The organism is Paenirhizobium daejeonense (assembly GCF_014280875.1).
In the GTDB taxonomy this organism is placed as follows: domain Bacteria; phylum Pseudomonadota; class Alphaproteobacteria; order Rhizobiales; family Rhizobiaceae; genus Allorhizobium; species Allorhizobium daejeonense.
In genome coordinates this window covers 159855-178193 of record NZ_JACLAL010000004.1, presented here as the reverse complement: position 1 = coordinate 178193, position 18339 = coordinate 159855, and the positions used below count along the sequence as shown (strand labels likewise).

Annotated in this window: 18 protein-coding genes; 3 read left to right on the top strand and 15 right to left on the bottom strand. The window is 62.6% G+C overall.

Annotated elements, in window-relative coordinates; genetic code table 11:
- Positions 1-2658: a DEAD/DEAH box helicase gene (locus H4I99_RS10620; RefSeq protein WP_163902840.1), complete on the top strand. Its 2658-nt coding sequence runs from the start codon at positions 1-3 to the stop codon at positions 2656-2658.
- 90 nt (positions 2659-2748) lie between these two features.
- On the opposite strand, the gene H4I99_RS24345 is transcribed toward H4I99_RS10620, so the two are convergent.
- The 7 genes from H4I99_RS24345 to H4I99_RS10590 form a co-directional block, all read right to left on the bottom strand.
- Entirely contained in the window at positions 2749-2895 is a 147-nt protein-coding gene (locus tag H4I99_RS24345) for a hypothetical protein (RefSeq protein WP_206683978.1), read from the bottom strand.
- A gap of 78 nt (positions 2896-2973) precedes the next feature.
- On the bottom strand, positions 2974-4146 hold the full coding sequence (locus tag H4I99_RS10615) for an FkbM family methyltransferase (RefSeq protein ID WP_163902838.1): 1173 nt from the start codon (positions 4144-4146) through the stop codon (positions 2974-2976).
- A 45-nt stretch (positions 4147-4191) separates the two neighbouring features.
- On the bottom strand, positions 4192-4842 hold the full coding sequence (locus H4I99_RS10610; RefSeq protein ID WP_244625028.1) for a DUF1003 domain-containing protein: 651 nt from the start codon (positions 4840-4842) through the stop codon (positions 4192-4194).
- A gap of 155 nt (positions 4843-4997) precedes the next feature.
- Complete coding sequence (locus H4I99_RS10605; protein WP_163902835.1) at positions 4998-5384, bottom strand: hypothetical protein; 387 nt, start codon at positions 5382-5384, stop codon at positions 4998-5000.
- Positions 5385-5528: 144 nt separating this feature from the next.
- Positions 5529-6398 carry a C40 family peptidase gene (locus tag H4I99_RS10600; protein WP_163902833.1) on the bottom strand — a complete coding sequence of 290 codons (870 nt, stop codon included), beginning with the start codon at positions 6396-6398 and terminating at the stop codon, positions 5529-5531.
- 7 nt (positions 6399-6405) lie between these two features.
- Positions 6406-6756, bottom strand: coding sequence for a MarR family transcriptional regulator (locus H4I99_RS10595; RefSeq protein ID WP_163902831.1), 351 nt, complete (start codon positions 6754-6756; stop codon positions 6406-6408).
- 108 nt (positions 6757-6864) lie between these two features.
- On the bottom strand, positions 6865-8256 hold the full coding sequence (locus H4I99_RS10590; RefSeq protein WP_163902829.1) for a leucyl aminopeptidase family protein: 1392 nt from the start codon (positions 8254-8256) through the stop codon (positions 6865-6867).
- A 229-nt stretch (positions 8257-8485) separates the two neighbouring features.
- Between H4I99_RS10590 and H4I99_RS10585 the strand changes: the two genes are divergently transcribed.
- Positions 8486-9292 (top strand): tetratricopeptide repeat protein, encoded by an 807-nt coding sequence (locus H4I99_RS10585; RefSeq protein WP_244625027.1) that lies wholly within the window; start codon positions 8486-8488, stop codon positions 9290-9292.
- Positions 9293-9324: 32 nt separating this feature from the next.
- Here H4I99_RS10585 and H4I99_RS10580 read toward each other — a convergent pair whose 3' ends face one another.
- The 4 genes from H4I99_RS10580 to tauA form a co-directional block, all read right to left on the bottom strand.
- Entirely contained in the window at positions 9325-9912 is a 588-nt protein-coding gene (locus H4I99_RS10580) for an IMPACT family protein (RefSeq protein WP_163902825.1), read from the bottom strand.
- Between the two features lie 60 nt (positions 9913-9972).
- The gene (locus H4I99_RS10575) at positions 9973-10812 is read right to left on the bottom strand and encodes an ABC transporter permease subunit (RefSeq protein ID WP_163902823.1); all 840 of its coding nucleotides are present in this window, start codon (positions 10810-10812) and stop codon (positions 9973-9975) included.
- Positions 10809-11615: a taurine ABC transporter ATP-binding protein gene (locus H4I99_RS10570; RefSeq protein ID WP_163902821.1), complete on the bottom strand. Its 807-nt coding sequence runs from the start codon at positions 11613-11615 to the stop codon at positions 10809-10811. The genes H4I99_RS10575 and H4I99_RS10570 overlap by 4 nt, the downstream gene beginning before the upstream one ends.
- A gap of 77 nt (positions 11616-11692) precedes the next feature.
- The gene (gene tauA / locus H4I99_RS10565) at positions 11693-12703 is read right to left on the bottom strand and encodes a taurine ABC transporter substrate-binding protein (protein WP_163902819.1); all 1011 of its coding nucleotides are present in this window, start codon (positions 12701-12703) and stop codon (positions 11693-11695) included.
- A 342-nt stretch (positions 12704-13045) separates the two neighbouring features.
- Here tauA and H4I99_RS10560 point away from each other — a divergent pair, with 342 nt between their 5' ends.
- A complete protein-coding gene (locus H4I99_RS10560) occupies positions 13046-14485 on the top strand; it encodes an FAD/NAD(P)-binding protein (protein ID WP_163902818.1) in 1440 nt (479 codons plus the stop codon).
- 351 nt (positions 14486-14836) lie between these two features.
- Here H4I99_RS10560 and H4I99_RS10555 read toward each other — a convergent pair whose 3' ends face one another.
- From H4I99_RS10555 to H4I99_RS10540, 4 genes are read right to left on the bottom strand one after another with little or no spacing between them, the layout of a single operon-like run.
- Positions 14837-16201 carry an O-acetylhomoserine aminocarboxypropyltransferase/cysteine synthase family protein gene (locus H4I99_RS10555; protein WP_163902816.1) on the bottom strand — a complete coding sequence of 455 codons (1365 nt, stop codon included), beginning with the start codon at positions 16199-16201 and terminating at the stop codon, positions 14837-14839.
- Between the two features lie 34 nt (positions 16202-16235).
- On the bottom strand, positions 16236-16553 hold the full coding sequence (locus H4I99_RS10550; RefSeq protein WP_163902814.1) for a hypothetical protein: 318 nt from the start codon (positions 16551-16553) through the stop codon (positions 16236-16238).
- Positions 16543-17334, bottom strand: a complete 792-nt coding sequence (locus H4I99_RS10545) for an ABC transporter ATP-binding protein (RefSeq protein WP_163902812.1) — start codon at positions 17332-17334, stop codon at positions 16543-16545. The genes H4I99_RS10550 and H4I99_RS10545 overlap by 11 nt, the downstream gene beginning before the upstream one ends.
- Positions 17334-18332 carry an ABC transporter permease gene (locus tag H4I99_RS10540; protein ID WP_163902810.1) on the bottom strand — a complete coding sequence of 333 codons (999 nt, stop codon included), beginning with the start codon at positions 18330-18332 and terminating at the stop codon, positions 17334-17336. The genes H4I99_RS10545 and H4I99_RS10540 overlap by 1 nt, the downstream gene beginning before the upstream one ends.
- Positions 18333-18339: the final 7 nt, after the last annotated feature.

Genomic DNA, 18339 nt, shown 5'->3' with positions numbered 1-18339 from the left:
ATGGCGTTACCCGTATTTTCGCTCAAGAACTATCAGCTTCAGACGCTTGCCAGCCTTCGCCGCTTTCTCGAAAAGACGGTGGAGCTGAACGATGCCGACACGGCCTTCTATTCCCTGACCAAACGGCCCTTCGTTCAGCCACCTGGCCTGCCGGGCCTGCCGTATTTATGCCTTCGCGTGCCGACCGGCGGCGGCAAGACGATTCTTGCCGCGCACAGCATCGCGCTTGCGGCCGATGCTTTTCTGCGCTGCGACAACCCGACCGTGCTTTGGCTGGTGCCTTCCGACACGATCCGCGAACAGACACTGGCGACGCTTTCCAACCGGGCGCATCCGAACCGGCGGGCGCTCGCCGACCGCTTCGGCGAGAATGTCCGCGTCATGACCATTCAGGATGCGCTCTATGCCAAGCGCGCCGACTATGACGGCGGCGCCGTGGTGATCGTCGCGACCATCCAGGCCTTCCGTGTGGAAAAGACCGAAGGACGCAAGGTCTATGAGGCCAATGGCGAGCTGATGGACCATTTCAGCGGCATCGCCAACGAGCAACGCGCCATTCTCGAAGCCGGACCATCAGGCGATCCCTTGCCGTCGCTCGCCAATGTGCTGCGCATGCGCCGGCCCATGGTGATCGTGGACGAGGCCCACAATGCCCGCACCGACCTTTCCTTCGACACGCTGGCACGGCTTTCCCCGTCGCTGATCGTCGAACTGACGGCAACGCCGGTGACGCCGGACGAGCACAAGCCGGAAAAGGGCATCTACGCCTCGAATGTGCTGCACCATGTCTCGGCGGCGGAGCTGAAGGCCGAAGAGATGATCAAGCTGCCGGTCATCCTGCGCGGGCGGGCCGATCCGCGCGACACGATCAGCGATGCCATGGCCTGGCTGGACGAGCTTTCCGCCACGGCGCGGGCCGAAGAGAATATCACCGGCGAATTCGTCCGACCGGTGATGCTGCTTCAGGCCGAACCGCGCTCGAAGGACAAGCCGACGCTGCATGCCGACGAGTTGAAGAAGCTGCTGATAGAAGATTTCCGCGTGCCGGAAGAGCATATTGTCATTGCCACCGGCGACAGCAAAGGGCTCGATGGCGTCGATCTGTTCGACCGCGATTGCAAGGTACGCTTCATCATCACCCAACAGGCGCTGAAAGAGGGCTGGGATTGCTCCTTCGCCTATGTGCTGTGCTCGGTTGCCGAGCAGAAATCGGCGCGGGCAGTGGAACAGCTTCTGGGCCGCGTCCTTCGCCTTCCCCATGCCAAGCGCAAGCATCATGAAGACCTGAACCGGGCCTTCGCCTTCGCCACGACGACGAGCTTTCAGAACGCCGCCAGCACACTTCGCGACGGACTTGTCAACAACGGCTTCGAGCGCGTCGAAGCGCAAGCGCTGGTGCGGGCCGTTGCCGAGCCGCTGCACGGGCTGGAGCCGGGCGGCGCGGCCTATGTCCATGAAGAGGCGGTTCCGTTCGAACTGGACTTCCAAGCCTTCGAGAAGAACATTCACACGCTGACGGGTGGGCGTGTCGAACTCGATCCGGAAAAACAGGTCATCCGGGCACGCGGCGCACTCACCGACTACGACAGGACGGCGCTGCTTCTGGCCCTGCCCGATGCCGCCGCCGGCATGATCGACGCGCTGGTGCACAAGTCACGCGGCGCGCGGCTGAACTCGACCGGCGAGGACAAAGGGCCGATCCGCTTTGCCGTGCCACGCCTTGCGGTCAAGACCGCCCACGGGCTGCAATTGTTCGATCGCGGTCACTTCCTCGACATTCCCTGGAAGCTCGAAAACGACGACCCGGCGCAAATCATGGATTTCTTCGTTCCGCCAAGACAAGCGCGCGACGAAGCGCATGTCGACGTCGATCAGGCCGGCCATGTGAATGTCGAGTTTGTCACCGACCTACACGAACAGTTGATGCTCAACCTTCAGGAACGCGGCTGGACGAAGAACGCGCTGGTGAACTGGCTTGACCGGCGGCTTCCGTTCACGGCCCGGCGGGACATTACCCGCATTTCCTCGACGCTCTTCATTGCCAAGGCTCTGGACCTGATTTCCGTACAAACAGGCATGTCTCTCGAAGCCTTGGCGCGAGCGAAGTTCCGGCTTGTCGAAGCGCTGGTGAAGGTGATCGCCAAGCACCGCGACGGTCGCGAAACTCAGGCATTTCAACAGGCGCTCATTCCGCAAGGCGGGCTGGACTTCAAAACGAGCGCCGAGCTGGAACTTGTCTTCGAGGAAAGCCGCTATGCCTATCGCGAGCCCTACAAGGGACGCACGGATTTCAAGAAGCACCTTTTCCGCGTGATCGGCGATCTGGAGCCGACCGGCGAGGAACACGAATGCGCGGTCTATCTGGAGCGCATTCCGGACGTGAAGGCATGGGTGCGCAATACGTCTCAACAGCCGAATTCGTTCTGGCTTCAGACGGCAACGGACAAGTTCTATCCCGATTTCGTCGCGCTGCTTTCCGACGGGCGTATTCTGGTGGTGGAATATAAAGGTTCGTACATCGCCAGCGCCGACGACGCGAAGGAAAAGCGACTTGTCGGCGAGTTGTGGGCGGACCGTTCCGGCGGCTCTTGCATCTTCGTTATGGTCGAAGGCAAGGAATTCGGCCGGATCGATGCCGCAATCCGCGAGGGTGCCTGACTTTATTGGAGATAATTCGAAAAGATGGACATCTTCGCTATCACCTGTACATAGCGAAAGGTACTGCGGCAGCGGCCGTCATGATGGGGCTCAAGCGGCTCCTCGGCCATGCGAAAAGATGACCCGAAAGCCTTCACCAGGATCAATGGCAGTTACGCTCGGGAAATTGTTGAGGCCGATGTGCGCATCCGGATTTCCGGCAATGCTTACTCTTCCGTCGTGCAGAATCCGATCCATGGTGCATCCCTCCATTCCTGGCTGAAGATGCACCATCAGAGGCCGGAACCAGACACCAGCTCGCCAGGATGCCTTGCGTCAGCCAATCGGCGGATGAGCTTCCAGCAACGGGATGTCGATGCCGATCTGGGTCAAGGGCTTGCAAACGTAACCGTACTTCGCCAGATCCTGCGCACATTTCTGAATCGTCAATACACCGCCGACAAAATGGGGTTCGATGATAATTCGCGGCTTCAGTCGATGCAGCATTTCGGCGTTTTCGAAGATCACCGCCTCTGCGCCTTCAACGTCGCATTTGATGAAATCGAGCCGTTCCAGGCTCTTCATCGCGGCGATGGCATCAAGGGTCAGGGATTTGACGAACACGACATCACCGCGTCGCCCACCGACGATTTGCGAGGCGCTGGACCCCATATTGCCCTCGGAGGAGAACTCCAATCCGTCACAATGGCTCCAGACTGCAGCATGGATGAGCTCGATGTCGTTTGCGGTCCGCTGCTTGTAGTGTCGGAAATTCTTTTCGATCGCGGCAACATTCTGGGCGTCGGCATCGACCGCAATCACGGTTCCCGTTGGCCCGACGATGTCCTTGAACATGATGGAGGTGAGGCCCGCATAGGCGCCGAGATCGAGGACCACGCAGCCCGGGCTCAGCTTTGCGAAGTCCAGATATTGCTCGGTGGTCACCATTGGCTCTGAAAACGACGGGAAGTAGATCGGGCCGAAGTCGTAACCGTGAATTTCGTGATATTTCGGGATCGAATAATCAACGAGCTTGTGACCATTGAACCGAACAGGCACGACGGACGTGAAATAGTAGTCGAAATACTTGATGATATCGCCGGCATAAACGAGATGCTTGAGCGCGATCCGTACGATTTCGCTTTCCCGGATGAAATCGAGATAGTGCGCCGTAACCTTGATCTTGATGCCCTTGCTTGAAGCCTGCTCCTGCAGAGGATGCGACAACATCTGGTATAACCCATCGATCTGCCTCAGCAGACCGGTGTTCACAATTTCATTCATCTTCTCACCCCAATAAGAAATACGCGAGTCTCTATATTCGTAGGCACGCAATCTAGTGTGGGGCTTGTGACGTTTATTTACCTTATTATTGGCGGCCAGTGCCGGCGCGCGGAACCATATCAATAGCTTATCCAGGGTCAGGACCCAGGGGCCGAGGCAAGCACAGCTGAACTCAATCACTGCCGGATCAGGTACCTGGCTTTGCAGACGATCGAAATGCAGCAACCGGCTCCGGCCCGAGCGGCATTGCTTTCCGCGGCTGGCCGATGGTCAGCGCGGGGGTTTTCGCGCAGCGGAAAGCTCCTCGAAAAGCTCCAGTTGCATCGCCTGGATCTTTGACAGTCTTTCCCACTGGCCCACGAGAATATGGTCGAGCTTCTCATGCAGATGCCGGATCTCGAGTTCGGCCTTGAGGTTGATCTGATAGTCGTTCTGGGAGCGAAGTCGGTCCTTCTCCTCCTGCCGCCGCTGGCTCATCATGATGAGCGGAGCCTGGAAGGCAGCGGTCATCGACAGAAAGAGATTGAGCAGGATGAAGGGATAGGGATCGAAGCTCGTGAAGATCGCCGGGATGGCATTGACGAACATCCAGGCGACGAGGAGAAAGAGGAAAGACAGGATGAAGGTCCAGGAGCCTGCGAAGGAGGCGATCCGATCCGCAATGCGGTCGCCGAGGCTGACGGTCTCCTCGTAACTTTCCTCGGTGTTTTCTGTCACCGTCTCATGCGAGGCGATGCTTTCGATGACCTCCCGGTCGAGTTCGCTCAACTGCCCACGCTCCCTGCGGATCATGTCCTCCACGGAGCGTCGCCGGCATTCCTGCAGGTCGTCGTGGCAGATCCAGCCGGTGGAGCGCCATTCCGGCATGGTCTGGTCAAGTTCTTCCGCAAGCGAGGGACGCACGACATCGCAGGCCATCATGTCCCGCGTTGATTTCAGGCGTTTGCAGACACCACATGTTTCCTGGACATATTGATGGGCGGGACGATGCGGCATGGTGATGGCCTCGAATGCTGGTGACGAATCGCGGCCATGGTGCCGAGGCTTGCAAAATGAGGCAAGCGATCCCGTACGGCTCAGTCGATGTTACGCGGATTGACTCCCGGATACCAACCCCTGGAAGGAGGATTGCGGCCTTCGAAGACCACACCGTCCCTGGTGCAACGATAGATCACGACAGGCACGCCGGAACTGCTACCAAAGGGGCTGTCGCGACCCCTGTCGACGAAGCGCGTCGTGGTGTGGCAATCATAGCCGGAGTCGGAGGAAAATCCGCCGGGCGGCATGGGACGGACCCCTGGCAGGTCCGCGTAGGAATTGCCACTGGACTTTTCCAGGGTCTTCGGCAAGCGCAGCCCGTCGGCGGCCGACGCCGTCTCGACAAGGAAGGAAAGAGAAACGATAAGAGCCAGCCCCGCTGACAGGGCGCGTTCAACGCCTCCTCGATCCCGTCCCTGTCTCATTCGCTGACTGTCCGACATCCCAACCCCATTTCGCAATCGACACGACCTGCCGAGTTCCGGCGGTCGACCGTTTCGTTATCAGATATAATGACAGCGCTATCCTCACGAAAAGGGGCATACGCATTTGTGATCGGTGCGTGGCTTTCAGGCAACCGGGCGGCGATAACCGGTCGGCATGTCATAGAGCCAGCCGATGCGTTTTACGGCGGCTTCAAAATCCTCGCGAGCCACGGTCATGGTGTGGCCGTTGGCATGAAGGAGCGTTCTTTCGTCCTCCATGATGCCGGCATGCCCCTTCCAGAAGACCAGATCACCGCGGCGAAGCTCGTCGCGCGAGATGACCTCGCCGAGGCTTGCGGCCTGCATGTCGGAATCGCGCGGCGCCCCTCTTCCGGTCATTTGCAGGGAAAGCTGCACGAGGCCCGAGCAATCGATGCCGAAACCCGAACGTCCTCCCCAGAGATAGGGCGTCTCGAGGAAGCGGGCGGCGATGGCGACGTAATCATCATCAGGCCACGAACCGACAGGCAGACAATGGCTCGCGACGATGGCGCGGCCGTCCGCCAGGAGATGATAGCGCGTGCCCCGCGTTTCGGCCTCGCCGACGACGGTGAAGCGGCTGCCCATGGAAAGAGCCGACGACACGGGGAAACGCAGGTCCGGCCCCGGATAGACGAAGGTGCGCGGCACAACGACCTGATGGGTGAGGGCGGTTTCAGCGCCGGAAAGCGCCGTCTCCGGCAGGTAACCGACATAACCATCCGCCTTCGCCTTCACCCACGCGAAGCCGTCCGCCCTCTCGAACACAATGACGTCTTCGCCGAGGAGCAGTTCGGTGTCGATACCGGCGGCGAGATCCGGCCTTGGCCGCAGGGCCGCGACGGGAACGGCAAGCCTTGCCGGCGTGCCCTCGACGAAACGGGCCGCTTCCACCTGCCCTTTGAGCGTCGCATCCGCGAGATCGGCGCGGTAGGCGTTGAGCCTGCGATCGAGAGTGGTTTCGGTGTTGCTCATGGATGTCTCAATAGCCCAGCTTGCGGCCTTGCTCGATGATCAGGTCGCCGAATTTTTCGAGGAACAGCGCGCCACCCACGGTGCGCTTGACGATGACGCTGCGGCGGTCGCGCTCGTCACGAACGCGGTCCACCAGGCCCATCTCGCCCATGGTATCGAGCGCCCGGGTGATGACCGGCTTGGTGACGTTCAATGTCGCGGCAAGCCCACGCACGGTATGCGGCGGCGGCACGAGGTAAATCTCGAGAAGGATCGCCATCTGACGCAACGTCAGGTCGCGTTCGTCCTGCTGCACCTGCTGCAGCGTCACCTTATGCCAGAGGCCGAGCGCCTCCGTGGCGGTCAGTTCAACAGTCATGGTTCAACAGTCATGGGCGGATCCGCGACGTCGTTTGCGCATTTCTTTTCCGGCAATCGCCGCGCCATTGCAAGAGCGGCGACCACAGGCCGCCGCTCTTGGTGTCCATTACTTCAGGCCAGTGCGCAGGAAACGGTAGAGCGCGCGGATGCCTTGCGCTTCGCCACCCATCGGCGAATGCGGCCGTTCGGACTGGGCCCAGCCGAAAATATCGAAATGCACCCAGCTCTTCGACTTGCCGACGAACCGCTTCAGGAAGAGCGCAGCGGTGATCGCGCCGGCCATGCCGCCGGCCGGCGCATTGGTGAGGTCGGCAATCGGGGTACGCAGGTTCTTCTCGTAACCCTTGTAGAGCGGCATCCGCCACAGCGGGTCGTCGGTCTCGAGACTTGCATCGACGATGTCGTGGGCGAGATCCTCGTCATCGGTGAAGAAGGGCGGGAGATCGGGGCCCAGCGCCACGCGGGCGGCACCGGTCAGCGTCGCCATGTCGATCAGCAAATCCGGCGCATCCTCGTCTGCATAGGCAAGCGCATCGGCCAGGATCAGGCGTCCTTCGGCATCCGTGTTGTCGATCTGGACCGTCAGGCCCTTTCGGCTCTTGTAGACATCGCCCGGACGGAACGCATTGCCGGCTATGGAATTTTCGACGGCGGGAACGATGACGCGCAGGTCGATCTTGAGCTTGGCGTCCATGATCATCAGCGCCAGGCCGAGAACATTGGCGGCACCGCCCATATCCTTCTTCATCAAGAGCATCGACGATGCAGGCTTGATGTCGAGGCCGCCGGTATCGAAACAGACACCCTTGCCGACGAGGGTTACGCGCGGATGGCCCTTCTTGCCCCAGCGCATTTCCAGAAGGCGCGGTGCGACGGTGCTGGCGCGGCCGACCGTGTGGACCAGCGGGAAGTTCTTCTCCAGCAATTCATCGCCGACGATGGATGTGAATTCGGCCTTGTAATGTTCCGCCAATGCCCGGAAGGCGTTTTCGAGATCGGCGGGACCCATGTCATTGGTCGGGGTGTTGATCAGATCGCGGGCAAGGAAGACGCCGGCTAGCTGGCGCTTGATGTCGGCGGCATCGGCATCCTGCGGGATCAGCAGCTTGGGCTCGGCCGGGCGCTCCGAACGGTAACGGTCGAAGCTGTAGGAACCGAGACCGTAGCCGAGCAACAGCCGGTTGGCGGTCAACGGCGCCGTCTCGATGTGCCAGTCGCCAGCCGGCAGGCTGCGGGCGAGCTTGCCGGTGAGGAACGGGTTTTCCGAGGGGTTCGAGCCAAGGCCGAACAGCGCGCCGCCGAGATGACCATCGGCGGTCGGGATCAGCAGGACCGAGCCTGCCTCCGCCTTGAAGCCGGCCTTGCGAGCCCAGTCGAGCGCGATCGGATCGATTGTGCCGGTCTCCACATGCGCCGGGGTAACTGCAAAGACAGGCAGCGTATGCCCACCCTTGGAGCTGAAGGGATTGTGTCTCTCGATATACTGATAGGGTGCCATTGGCTGTCTTTCAGAGAAGGTGCGGGCGGGAACGGGTCGGGCGGGTGCGGACGGAATCACTGCGGCCGTGGACCCGATTAACACTCCGTTAGGGTTAACAGATTATTGCTGGAGTGGAGGTTGCGCCGCTTTTCACCATGGCAGGGCGCGCAAACGTCACTGCAGCAGGAACAGGAACATGGTTATTCGGCACACTTCTTCGAATCATCGATTGGACGCGGGCCACCGGATGAGAGTTCTCGGCGGCATCTGTCTGCTGATGGCGGCAAGCGTGCTGGCCGGCTGCTCTTCCACCTCCCGCCCCGACCGCTCGGTAACCACCGGCTCGATCCCACGGCTTTCCAAGCCGGTCGAAAGCATGACGGCGCCGGAACTCGCCAGCGCCGCCGACAGCATCGGGAAGTCCTATGAGCGTAATCCGAAGGACCGCAATGTCGGCATGACCTATGCCAACGTGCTGATGATGACCGGCCGCAACGCGCAGGCGCTCGCCGTGATGCAGCAGGTGGCAATCGCCAATCCGGCGGACCGCGAAGTACTGGCCGCCCTCGGCAAGGCGCAGGCCGCCGCTGGCCAGCTTGAAAAGGCACTCGACACGATCGGCCGCGCGCAGACGCCCGACCGCCCCGACTGGCGGCTCTATTCCGCCGAAGGTGCCGTTCTCGATCAGCTGGGCCGTTCGAACGAAGCACGCACGCGCTACCGCATGGCGCTGGACATCAAGCCGAACGAACCGACCATTCTCTCCAATCTCGGCATGTCCTACGTGCTGGGTGGCGATCTTCGCACCGCCGAGACCTATCTGAAATCCGCCTCGCAGCAGCCGGGCGCAGACAGTCGCGTGCGACAGAACCTCGCGCTGGTGATCGGCCTGCAGGGCCGCTTCCAGGAAGCGGAGCAGGTTGCCCGGCAGGAACTCAACCCGCAGCAGGCCGATGCCAACGTCGCCTATCTGCGCTCGATGATGTCTCAGCAGAATTCCTGGAAGCAGCTTGCTTCAAAGGACAAGGCAAGCCCTGACAACGGCACCAATTGAGGTACTGATACCGGCGAGTGCCGCATTTTCGGTCAGTCGCCGGTGTCGATCATTGCGCGGCCGCTCGTCAGGTCCTTGACCATGCGGATGACGGTTTCTGCCTCCGCCACCGGAACGGCGACATCGAGCCAAGCACCCTCCACGCCGAACTCCTCCTTCTCGACCTTCAGGTCGGAAACGCCGAGCAGGCGTGACTTGACGAGCGCGAGATCGGAAAAGCCGCAGCCAAAGCGGACCAGTGTGCGAGGAATGATCTCGGTCTTTTCCGCCGCCCTGAGACAGGTGGCAGCCGTGCCGCCATAGGCCCGGATAAGCCCCCCGCTGCCAAGCAGGATGCCGCCGAAAAAGCGCGTCACCACCGCAACGGCACCATCCAGAGCCTGACCGTCAATGGCCTGAAGGATAGGCTTTCCGGCCGTGCCGCTCGGCTCGCCATCATCACTGAAACGATAGGCCTGGCCGATGCGCCATGCCCAGCAATTGTGGTTGGCGGAAGGATCCGCCACGGCAGCGATGAAGGCCTTCGCCTCGTCCTCGCTCGCGACCGGCGCGGCATGGGCGATGAAACGGCTCTTCTTGATATCCTGCGTGAAGGTTTCGTGCTGCTTGAGGGTGAACATCTCTTTCTCCGGCCACCCTCATAGCGCCGGGAAGATCGTACGGCCAGTGCGGGGGGAGACCTATTTTTCCCCCGCCCAGGGAACGAGCCATCGCTCCAGCGCGCGGGCGACGAGTTCCAGCAGGATCGCGATCAGGGCGATGACGCCGATACCGGCGATCACCACGTCGGTGACCAGAAACTGTGCCGCCGACTGGATCATGAAGCCGAGGCCGCGGGTGGCGGCCACGAGTTCGGCCGCGACCAATGTCGACCAGCCGGTGCCGAGCGCAATGCGGATACCGGTGAGGATCGACGGCAGTGCCGATGGCAGTATGACATGGCGCAGAAGCTGGCTGCGGGTCGCGCCGAAGGAGCGGGCGGCATTCACATGATCCGACGAGGCCGACTTCACCCCTGCCGCGGTGGACAGGATGATCGCCGGCAGCATAGAGAGCGCGATGACGGTGATCTTGGAGGCCTCGCCGATGCCGACCCAGATGATGATCAGCGGCAGATAGGCGAGCGGCGGCAGCGGTCGCAGGAATTCGACGATGGGATCGAGAATGCCGCGGCCGAGGCGGCTGGTGCCGATGGCGATGCCGGCCGGAACGCCGATCAGGATCGAGACCAGAAGAGCCCCCAGGATGCGGCCAAGGCTTGCGGTCACGTGTTCCAGCAGGGTGCTGTCGACGAAGCCGACGGTGACGAGATTCCACGCCGAAACCGCGACGACCGCGGGCGACGGCAGGAAGACCGGCGACACGAGTTCCAGCGAAGCCGCTACCCACCAGATAGCGATGATGGCGAGCACCGTCAGGCCGGAATAGACATAAAGCGGCACGACCGGTTTTCGCCGTGGCGGGCGGGCGGGGATCTCAACCTCCGCATATTCGGCCCGGATTTCGCTCAGGATCGTCATGCGGCCTCCTCGTTTTCGTCCGCTGTGGAATGGATCAGTCCGGTCAGCCCGTCATGCATGCGCTTGTAGAGCGGCGAGGCCTTGATCTGGCCAATCGAGGCTCCGCCCAGGAGATCGGTGGCAAAGCCGGTCTCGATATCGGCAGCGAGCCTGCCGGGATTGGGCGACAGCACCACGACGCGCGTTGCGAGCAGGAGCGCCTCTTCGATGGAATGGGTAATCAGCAGCGCTCCGGACCGGCTCCTTGCCCAGACCTCCAGCAGGAAACCCTGCATCTTGCTGCGGGTCAGCGCATCGAGTGCGCCGAGCGGTTCGTCGAGCAGCAGGAAACGGGGATCGGAGGCCAGCGCCCGGGCAATGCCCACCCGCTGGCGCATGCCGCCGGAAAGCTCCTTGATGCGGCAGTTGCCGGCACCGGAAAGGCCGACCAGATCCAGCAGTTCATCGGCGCGGGCGCGGCGCTGCTTCAGGTCGATGCCGCGCAGCCTGAGCGGAAACGCCACGTTGTCGCGGGCATCGAGCCACGGATAGAGCGCATCGTCCTGAAAGACCACGGCGCGATCCGCACCCGGCCCGGTGATCGGCTTGCCATCCACTTCAATACTGCCTTCGGACGGCGTCAGGAAGCCGGCGGCAAGGTTGAGCAGGCTGGTCTTGCCGGAACCCGAGCGGCCGATCACGACGATGAACTCGCCGGCCTTCAGCGTCAGGTTGATGCGCTCCAGCACAGGAAGCGTACGCCCCGCATCGCCGCTCCTCGGCGGATAGCGCAACGAGACGTCGCGAAAGGACAGGGTGCTCATGGTCAGGGCTCCGGTGAATGCGGGGGATGGAGCGGCCCGACCGGTTGGTGGGCCACTCACAAGGATCGTGGGAGGGATCAGAAGGACAGTTTCGAGGCCTCGACAACCCAGCGCGGCGAGACGTAGGCCGAGTAGTCATCGAGCGTCGTGGGGATCTTGCCCTGCTCCTTGAGGAAGGCCGAGGTTGCGGCTACCGCCTTGACCGTGCCGCCGCCGAGGAGATCGGCCTTGGCCTGCTCTTCGAGCGTCGGGAAGATGTAACCCTTGAGAAGGGCCGGAACCTCTTCCTGCCTGGCGCCCGTCAGGCGGGCAATCTTTTCGGCCTCGGGCGAGGTCGCGCTCCACGCATCCGGATTGGCGCGATAGGCGGCCGTCGCATTGCCGGTCACGCGAACGAAGGCTGCGACAATATCCGGATTGGCATCGGCGAACTTCTTGCTGACGATCCATGCGTCGAAGGTCGGGCCGCCCCAATCGGCAACGTCGGCGGAAGTGGCGAGCACGGTGCCGGACTTCTTGATCTCGGCAAGGACCGGATCCCAGACATAGGCGCCGTCGATATCGCCACGGGTCCAGGCCGCGGCGATTTCCGGCGGACGTAGATTGAGGATCTCGACCGACTTCGGATCGATGTTCCAGTGCTTCAGCGCCGTGAGCAGGCTGTAATGCGCGGTCGAGACGAAAGGAGTGGCGATCTTCTTGCCGGCGAGTTCTTCCGGCCTGGAAATGTTGCGAACGGCAAGCGCCTCGGCTTCGCTGATCAGGCCGACGAGCGCGATCGTCTCGATCGGCAGTTGGCGGCTTGCGGCGGCGGCCAGCGGCGAGGAGCCGACATAGCCGATGTCGAGCGACCCCGATGCGATGGCCGCGATCACGTCGGCGCCGCCGTCGAACTTCTGCCAGTTGATCTTGGCGCCGGTTGCTTTCTCGTAAGTGCCATCGGCCTGCGGCACGCGGGACGGCTCGACGATGGGCTGATAACCGATGTTGACGGTCACATCGGCCGCCGCAGCGGCGTTGGCACCGAGGGTGGCGAACAGGGTGGCGGCTGCCACGAGGCCCGCCAGTTGTCTGCGTTTGAAGGTCATGTCGTTTCCTCTCCTGATTGCTGTCGGAGACCGCCCCCGGCCTCTCGATTGCATTCATGATGGTTCAATACATAGAATTAGTAGAGATAATTCCGCCTCATTTTCCGGCGATTGCTGTCACGAATTTTCGCGTCAAACGGGTTTGCGAGGCGTTCGATCCCCGTCTCGAACAGGGGCGATGGCTGCAACGAGGGAGTAGAGTGTTCGAACCGGTAGCAAGAAAATCTATTACGCATTTATTCTATAGAATTGGATGTGTTCGTTTGTAGCCTGTGGTTGGCTAGTTTCGGTCGAGAGATGAAGACAAGTGGGGCCGCGGCCTCATGCTGCGGAGATTTCGACATGTCATCCTATGCTCCCCTGCCCGTCGTCGCGATCATCGGCGGGGGTTTTACCGGCGCGGCGGTCGCCGTGCATCTGGCCGAACGCGGGCAAGCCGGCGTTGCGGCGCGCATCGTGGTGTTCGAACCACGCGAAAAGCTGGGCGCCGGCCTGGCCTACGACACCAACGAGGCGACGAACCGCATCAACGTGCCCGCCGGACGCATGAGCCTTTATCCCGACGACCCGGAAAGCTTCATCCGCTGGATCGAGGAAAACGACGCGCTCAAGGACGATTCGGACGCGTTCGCCGACGACGGGTTGCCCTTTCCGCGCCGGCACGTCTTCGGCGACTACGCTTACGCGCAGGCGGCACCGCACCTTTCCACCGGCCGGATAGAACATCGCCGGGCCGAAGTCACCGGGCTTCGCCGGTCTAACGGCAGATGGCGGGTGAGCGGTGCAGACGGTGCCGATCTGGAGGCCGATCATGTGGTGCTCGCCGTCAGCCACCCGGCACCCGCGGCACCCCGCGTTCTCTCCGCCCTTGCCAGCCACCCGCGCTTCATTCCCGACGCGACCGTGGCTGGTGCCGTCGATGGCATCCGGCCTGGCGACCGGGTACTGATCGTCGGCAACGGGTTGACCTCGGCCGATGTGGTGGCAGCATTGGCCAACCGGGGACATACCGGCCGGATCGTCTCGATATCACGAAGGGGCCTACGCTCGCGCGGTCATCCGGCAATCGCCCAGGAAGCTTTCGGGGATTTCGTCTCCGAACCGTCCCACACGGCGTCGCATCTTCTGGCGCGCATCCGCCGGACGCTGCGCGAGGCCGCAGCACTTGGCCTGACCTGGCATCCCGTGCTCGATGCGGTGCGCGGTCAGGGACAGGAGATCTGGAAGGCCCTGCCCCTCATCGAACGGCAGAGGCTTGCCCGCCATGCCCGCGTCTATTGGGACGTCCATCGCTTCCGCATCGCGCCACAGGTGGAAAAGGTACTGGACGATGCCATCGCCGCCGGACGCCTCGAAATCCTGGCGGCGGCGCTCGCTTATACGACACGCTCCGACGAAGATATCCGTGTCGGCGTCAGGTTGCGAGATGGCGGTGTCGAGCGTGAGATCGAGGCCGATGCCGTGGTGGTGACAACCGGGCCGGCCCATGACGGCATACTTCATTCGCAGCCTTTCTTTTCCCAACTGGAGGAACAGGGCTACCTGTCGTTCTGCGCGACGGGGCTCGGGCTTTCCTGCGACCGCCAGTCCCGGGCACTGGGGGCGAACGGCGAGGTTGCCTCCGACCTCTTCATCGCCGGCCCTCTGGCGCGCGGCACATTCGGCGAGCTGATGGGCCTGCCACAGGTGGCCGAACATGCGGCAGCCGTTGCGGGGGAGTTGGCCAAGGCTCTTGAAAGGCAGGCGACCGACAGGCAGGCAAGACGCGGCGTCGCGGGCTGAGAGCAAGGAGGCCGGCGGCGTGCCATTCGTGTCGGCGAAAAAAGACAGTGGGGTTGTTTCCAGCCGGCCTCCCATTGCTAAACTGGCCGTATTCAAAAGCAAGGCATCCTTCTTCGTCATGCCGGACTCGGTCCGGCATCCAGCGGCGCGAGGCCGATCGCGCGAAGAGCACTTCTTGCCATCAAGGACTTGATCACGCTGGATCCCGGCTCAAGGCCGGGATGACGACGGTGGATGCAAAAATGCCGGATCACAGGGTCTGATCAGCACGAATTTATCACCAGTCTGTGGCCGGATGGATATGCTTCACCCGGCCTTCTTCTTTTCAGTCATAAGCCTTGGGCACGAGCCTCAGGCCGCGTCGATGGCCTGAGCGAGATCGGCGATGATGTCGTCCGGGTGCTCGATGCCGATCGACAGGCGGACGTATCCGGGGGTGACGCCGGTCGCGAGCTGGTCATCGGCCGAGAGTTGCGAATGGGTCGTGGTCGAGGGATGGATGGCGAGCGAGCGGGCATCGCCGATATTGGCCAGATGATAGAAGAGCTGGAGCGCATCGATGAAGCGCCGGCCGGCCTCGCGACCGCCCTTGAGTTCGAAGCCGACGAGGGCGCCGAAAGCACCTGATTTCAGATATTTCGCCGCCCGCTCCGCGGCCACGCCCGTCTGGAACTTCGGGAAGATGACGTTGGCGACCTTCGGATGGTTCTTCAGGAATTCCGCCACCTTGATGGCGTTGTCATTGTGCTGACGAAGACGGAGCGGCAGTGTCTCGACGCCCTGAATGAGCTGGAAGGCATTCTGCGGGCTGATGGCGGCGCCGATATCGCGCAGCAGGACGGCGCGGGCGCGCAGGATATAGGGATGGAAGCTGATGGCATCTGCCTTCTCGATCCAGGTCTTGCCCTGATAGCTCGAATCCGGCTCGTTGAGATTGGGCTGGCGATCCTTGAGCTCGGCCCAGGGGAAATTGCCGCCGTCGATGATGGCCCCGCCGATGGAAGTGCCATGACCGCCGATATATTTCGTCGCGGAATAGACCACGACGGCAGCACCATGTTCCAGCGGACGGATGGTCAGCGGGGCAGCGGTGTTATCGACGATCAGCGGAATACCGAAGCGGCGGCCGATTTCCGAGACCTCGGCAATCGGGAAGACCTCGAGCTTCGGATTGGGCAGGGATTCGGCATAATAGGCCCGGGTGCGGTCGTCGGTGGCGCGGGCAAAGGCTTCCGGATCGGCCGCATCGACGAAACGGGTTTCGATGCCGAAGCTCTTCAGTGTCGCGGCAAACAGCGCCCAGGTGCCGCCATAGAGGCCGGCGGCGCTGACGATGTTGTCGCCGGCGCGGGCAAGGTTGAGGAGCGCGAAGGCCGAGGCCGCCTGACCCGAGGAAACCGCAAGTGCGGCAGCACCGCCCTCAAGCTCAGCAAGACGCTGTTCGAGCGCATCCTGCGTCGGGTTGGAGACGCGGCTATAAAGATGGCCGGGCGCTTCCAGCGCAAAAAGCTTGTCGGCGCCTTCGGTGCCAGGAAGCTGGTAGGAGGTCGTCTGGTAGATCGGCACGGCGACCGCGCCGGTCGTCGGATCGAAGCGGAAGCTGCCGCCATGCAGCGCCTGCGTCTCGGGGTGGCGGCTCTTGAAGGTTGCAGTGCCTGCGGGCGCTTGCAGTGTTGCCGATTGCACGATGGTCTCACTCGACTGCTGAATGGTCATGGGTTCTTCCTCCGTTATCAGGCGTTATCGGGCGCTATCGGGATTGATCGATGGACCGGACACCGGTCCGGATGGTCAGGTTGAGAAGTGCTGCTGCCAGCAGGGCCGCCCCGACCCAGAGCGCTTCGGGCGCATACCAGCGGATGCCGAAGAAGTGGTCGTTGGTGCAGAGCGCCTCGGCGAGCCGGCAGAGATCGGACGTGCCGGCCAAGCAGGGTGCCGCCTGCGCATAGGTGATGTAACCGCTCTCGACGACCTTGCCGAAGATCAGCCACCACCAGCCGAGCGCCAGAGCGGTAACGACGCTGCCGAGAAATGCCAGCAGCAGGGGAAGCCTCGCCTCAGACGGCATGGGCCACTCCCAGCTGTTCGAGCAGCGTCTGGCGCAGATGCACGAGGTCGGCATCGTCGCGGCGGCGCGGATGGGGCTTCTCGACGACGAGTTCCGACACGATCCGCGCCGGACGGTTGGAGAAAACGATGACGCGATCGGCCAGCAGCAGAGCTTCCTCGACGTCATGGGTCACCAGAAGCGCGGTGAAGCCCACATCCTTCCACAATTGCAAGAGTTCGTTCTGCATCGACAGCCGTGTCAGGGAGTCGAGCTTGCCGAAGGGCTCATCGAGCAGGAGCAGCTTCGGATCGTTGACCAGAGCGCGGGCAATCGCCACACGCTGGGCCATGCCACCGGAAAGCTGGTGCGGGAAAGCATCGCCGAAGCCTTCGAGGCGGACGAGCTTCAGCACCTCGTCGATGCGATGTTCCTGTTCGTTCAGAACGCCGCGAGCATCGAGGCCCGTGGCGATGTTCCGCCGAACGGTCAGCCATGGGAAAAGCGTCGCTTCCTGAAAGACGAGGATGCGATCCGGGTTCGGCTTGCGGATCAACTCGCCGTCCTCGCGAAGCTCGCCCCGCAGCGGTTGTTCCAGCCCGGCGGCGAGCCTGAGCAGGGTCGACTTGCCGCAGCCCGAGGGGCCGAGCAGGGCAACGAACTCGCCGGGCTTCACGTTGATCGAGACGTCGTCCAGCACCTGAAGCTGACGCGTGCCGAGATCGAATCCGTGGGAGACATGATCGATATCGAGCGCGAGGCCGCGGCCGGCGTCAGTTTGCCTGTCGAATGCGAGCGCCATCAGAGGATCCCCTTCTGCCAGCCGAGCAGCCGGTCGCGCAGGATGAACTGCAGCCTGACCAGGCCTGCGCAGATCAGCGCCATGACGATCAGGGCAGCATAGACATTGGCGTAGGCCGAATAGGCGGTGTTGAACTGCAGGTACCAGCCAAGGCCAAACTTGGCGCCGAGCATTTCGGCAACGACCAGTACCGCGAAGGAATAGTAGAGGCCCATGAACAGGCCGACGAAGACGTTGGGCAGCGAGGCCGGGATCGCCACCTTGAAGATCAGGTAGCGATTGGAAGCGCCGAGCGTGCGGGCAACGTCGTAATAGGAGCGGTTCACCTGTTCGACGCCGGCGGCCGTCAGGATGGCGACCGGTATGCCCGAGGCGAGCGCCACGAGGAAGATCGAGGCGTGGAAGGTCGACGGGAAGATAAAGAAGGTGCAGGGGATCCAGGCGCTGGCCGGGACCGGCCCGATCAGCTTCAGGATCGGCATGCCCCAATAGGCGAAACGCTTGGACCAGCCCAGCGCCACGCCGGCGGCAAAGCCGACGACGATGCCGGAGAAGAAGCCGAGGCCCCAGAGACGCGCGGTATAGGCGACGCAGACAAGCAGCCGCTCCCAATCCGTGACATAGACATGCAACAGGCCCTGTGGCGGCGAGAAGAAGGGCTTGGGAAGCCAGCCGAGCTTGGCCGTCAGCAGTTCCCACGCCGTGAACCACACGCCAATGGCGATGAACCACGGGCCGTAATGCACCAGTGTTTTTGCTCCTTCGCCGAGCCGCGGCACGGCGAAGGAGAGCGCGAGGAAAATGGCCGCGCCGATCGCCACCGCGAGCGCGAAGAGGCCAGTTGCGCCCCATTTGATCACATCGGGAAGAAACCAGGTGACCGCGGCGGCGGCACCCCAGGTGGCGGCGGCCAGAAGGCCGTCCCGCCAGCGCGCCCGGCCCCGGAGCGGCACCGCCCCGGAAACCGCGCCGAATTCGCTTCGGATGACGTCGCTCATGGCCGGC

What these genes read in the sequence shown, in the direction of transcription:
- H4I99_RS10555 (WP_163902816.1), bottom strand. Translation starts at nt 16,201, where the DNA reads ATGACCATTCAGCAGTCGAGTGAGACCATCGTGCAATCGGCAACACTG.
- H4I99_RS10590 (WP_163902829.1), bottom strand. Translation starts at nt 8,256, where the DNA reads ATGGCACCCTATCAGTATATCGAGAGACACAATCCCTTCAGCTCCAAG.
- H4I99_RS10550 (WP_163902814.1), bottom strand. Translation starts at nt 16,553, where the DNA reads ATGCCGTCTGAGGCGAGGCTTCCCCTGCTGCTGGCATTTCTCGGCAGC.
- H4I99_RS10595 (WP_163902831.1), bottom strand. Translation starts at nt 6,756, where the DNA reads ATGACTGTTGAACTGACCGCCACGGAGGCGCTCGGCCTCTGGCATAAG.
- H4I99_RS10570 (WP_163902821.1), bottom strand. Translation starts at nt 11,615, where the DNA reads ATGAGCACCCTGTCCTTTCGCGACGTCTCGTTGCGCTATCCGCCGAGG.
- H4I99_RS10560 (WP_163902818.1), top strand. Translation starts at nt 13,046, where the DNA reads ATGTCATCCTATGCTCCCCTGCCCGTCGTCGCGATCATCGGCGGGGGT.
- H4I99_RS10580 (WP_163902825.1), bottom strand. Translation starts at nt 9,912, where the DNA reads ATGTTCACCCTCAAGCAGCACGAAACCTTCACGCAGGATATCAAGAAG.
- H4I99_RS10540 (WP_163902810.1), bottom strand. Translation starts at nt 18,332, where the DNA reads ATGAGCGACGTCATCCGAAGCGAATTCGGCGCGGTTTCCGGGGCGGTG.
- H4I99_RS10575 (WP_163902823.1), bottom strand. Translation starts at nt 10,812, where the DNA reads ATGACGATCCTGAGCGAAATCCGGGCCGAATATGCGGAGGTTGAGATC.
- tauA (WP_163902819.1), bottom strand. Translation starts at nt 12,703, where the DNA reads ATGACCTTCAAACGCAGACAACTGGCGGGCCTCGTGGCAGCCGCCACC.
- H4I99_RS10605 (WP_163902835.1), bottom strand. Translation starts at nt 5,384, where the DNA reads ATGAGACAGGGACGGGATCGAGGAGGCGTTGAACGCGCCCTGTCAGCG.
- H4I99_RS10545 (WP_163902812.1), bottom strand. Translation starts at nt 17,334, where the DNA reads ATGGCGCTCGCATTCGACAGGCAAACTGACGCCGGCCGCGGCCTCGCG.
- H4I99_RS10585 (WP_244625027.1), top strand. Translation starts at nt 8,486, where the DNA reads ATGAGAGTTCTCGGCGGCATCTGTCTGCTGATGGCGGCAAGCGTGCTG.
- H4I99_RS10600 (WP_163902833.1), bottom strand. Translation starts at nt 6,398, where the DNA reads ATGAGCAACACCGAAACCACTCTCGATCGCAGGCTCAACGCCTACCGC.
- H4I99_RS10620 (WP_163902840.1), top strand. Translation starts at nt 1, where the DNA reads ATGGCGTTACCCGTATTTTCGCTCAAGAACTATCAGCTTCAGACGCTT.
- H4I99_RS10610 (WP_244625028.1), bottom strand. Translation starts at nt 4,842, where the DNA reads ATGATGGCCTGCGATGTCGTGCGTCCCTCGCTTGCGGAAGAACTTGAC.
- H4I99_RS24345 (WP_206683978.1), bottom strand. Translation starts at nt 2,895, where the DNA reads ATGGATCGGATTCTGCACGACGGAAGAGTAAGCATTGCCGGAAATCCG.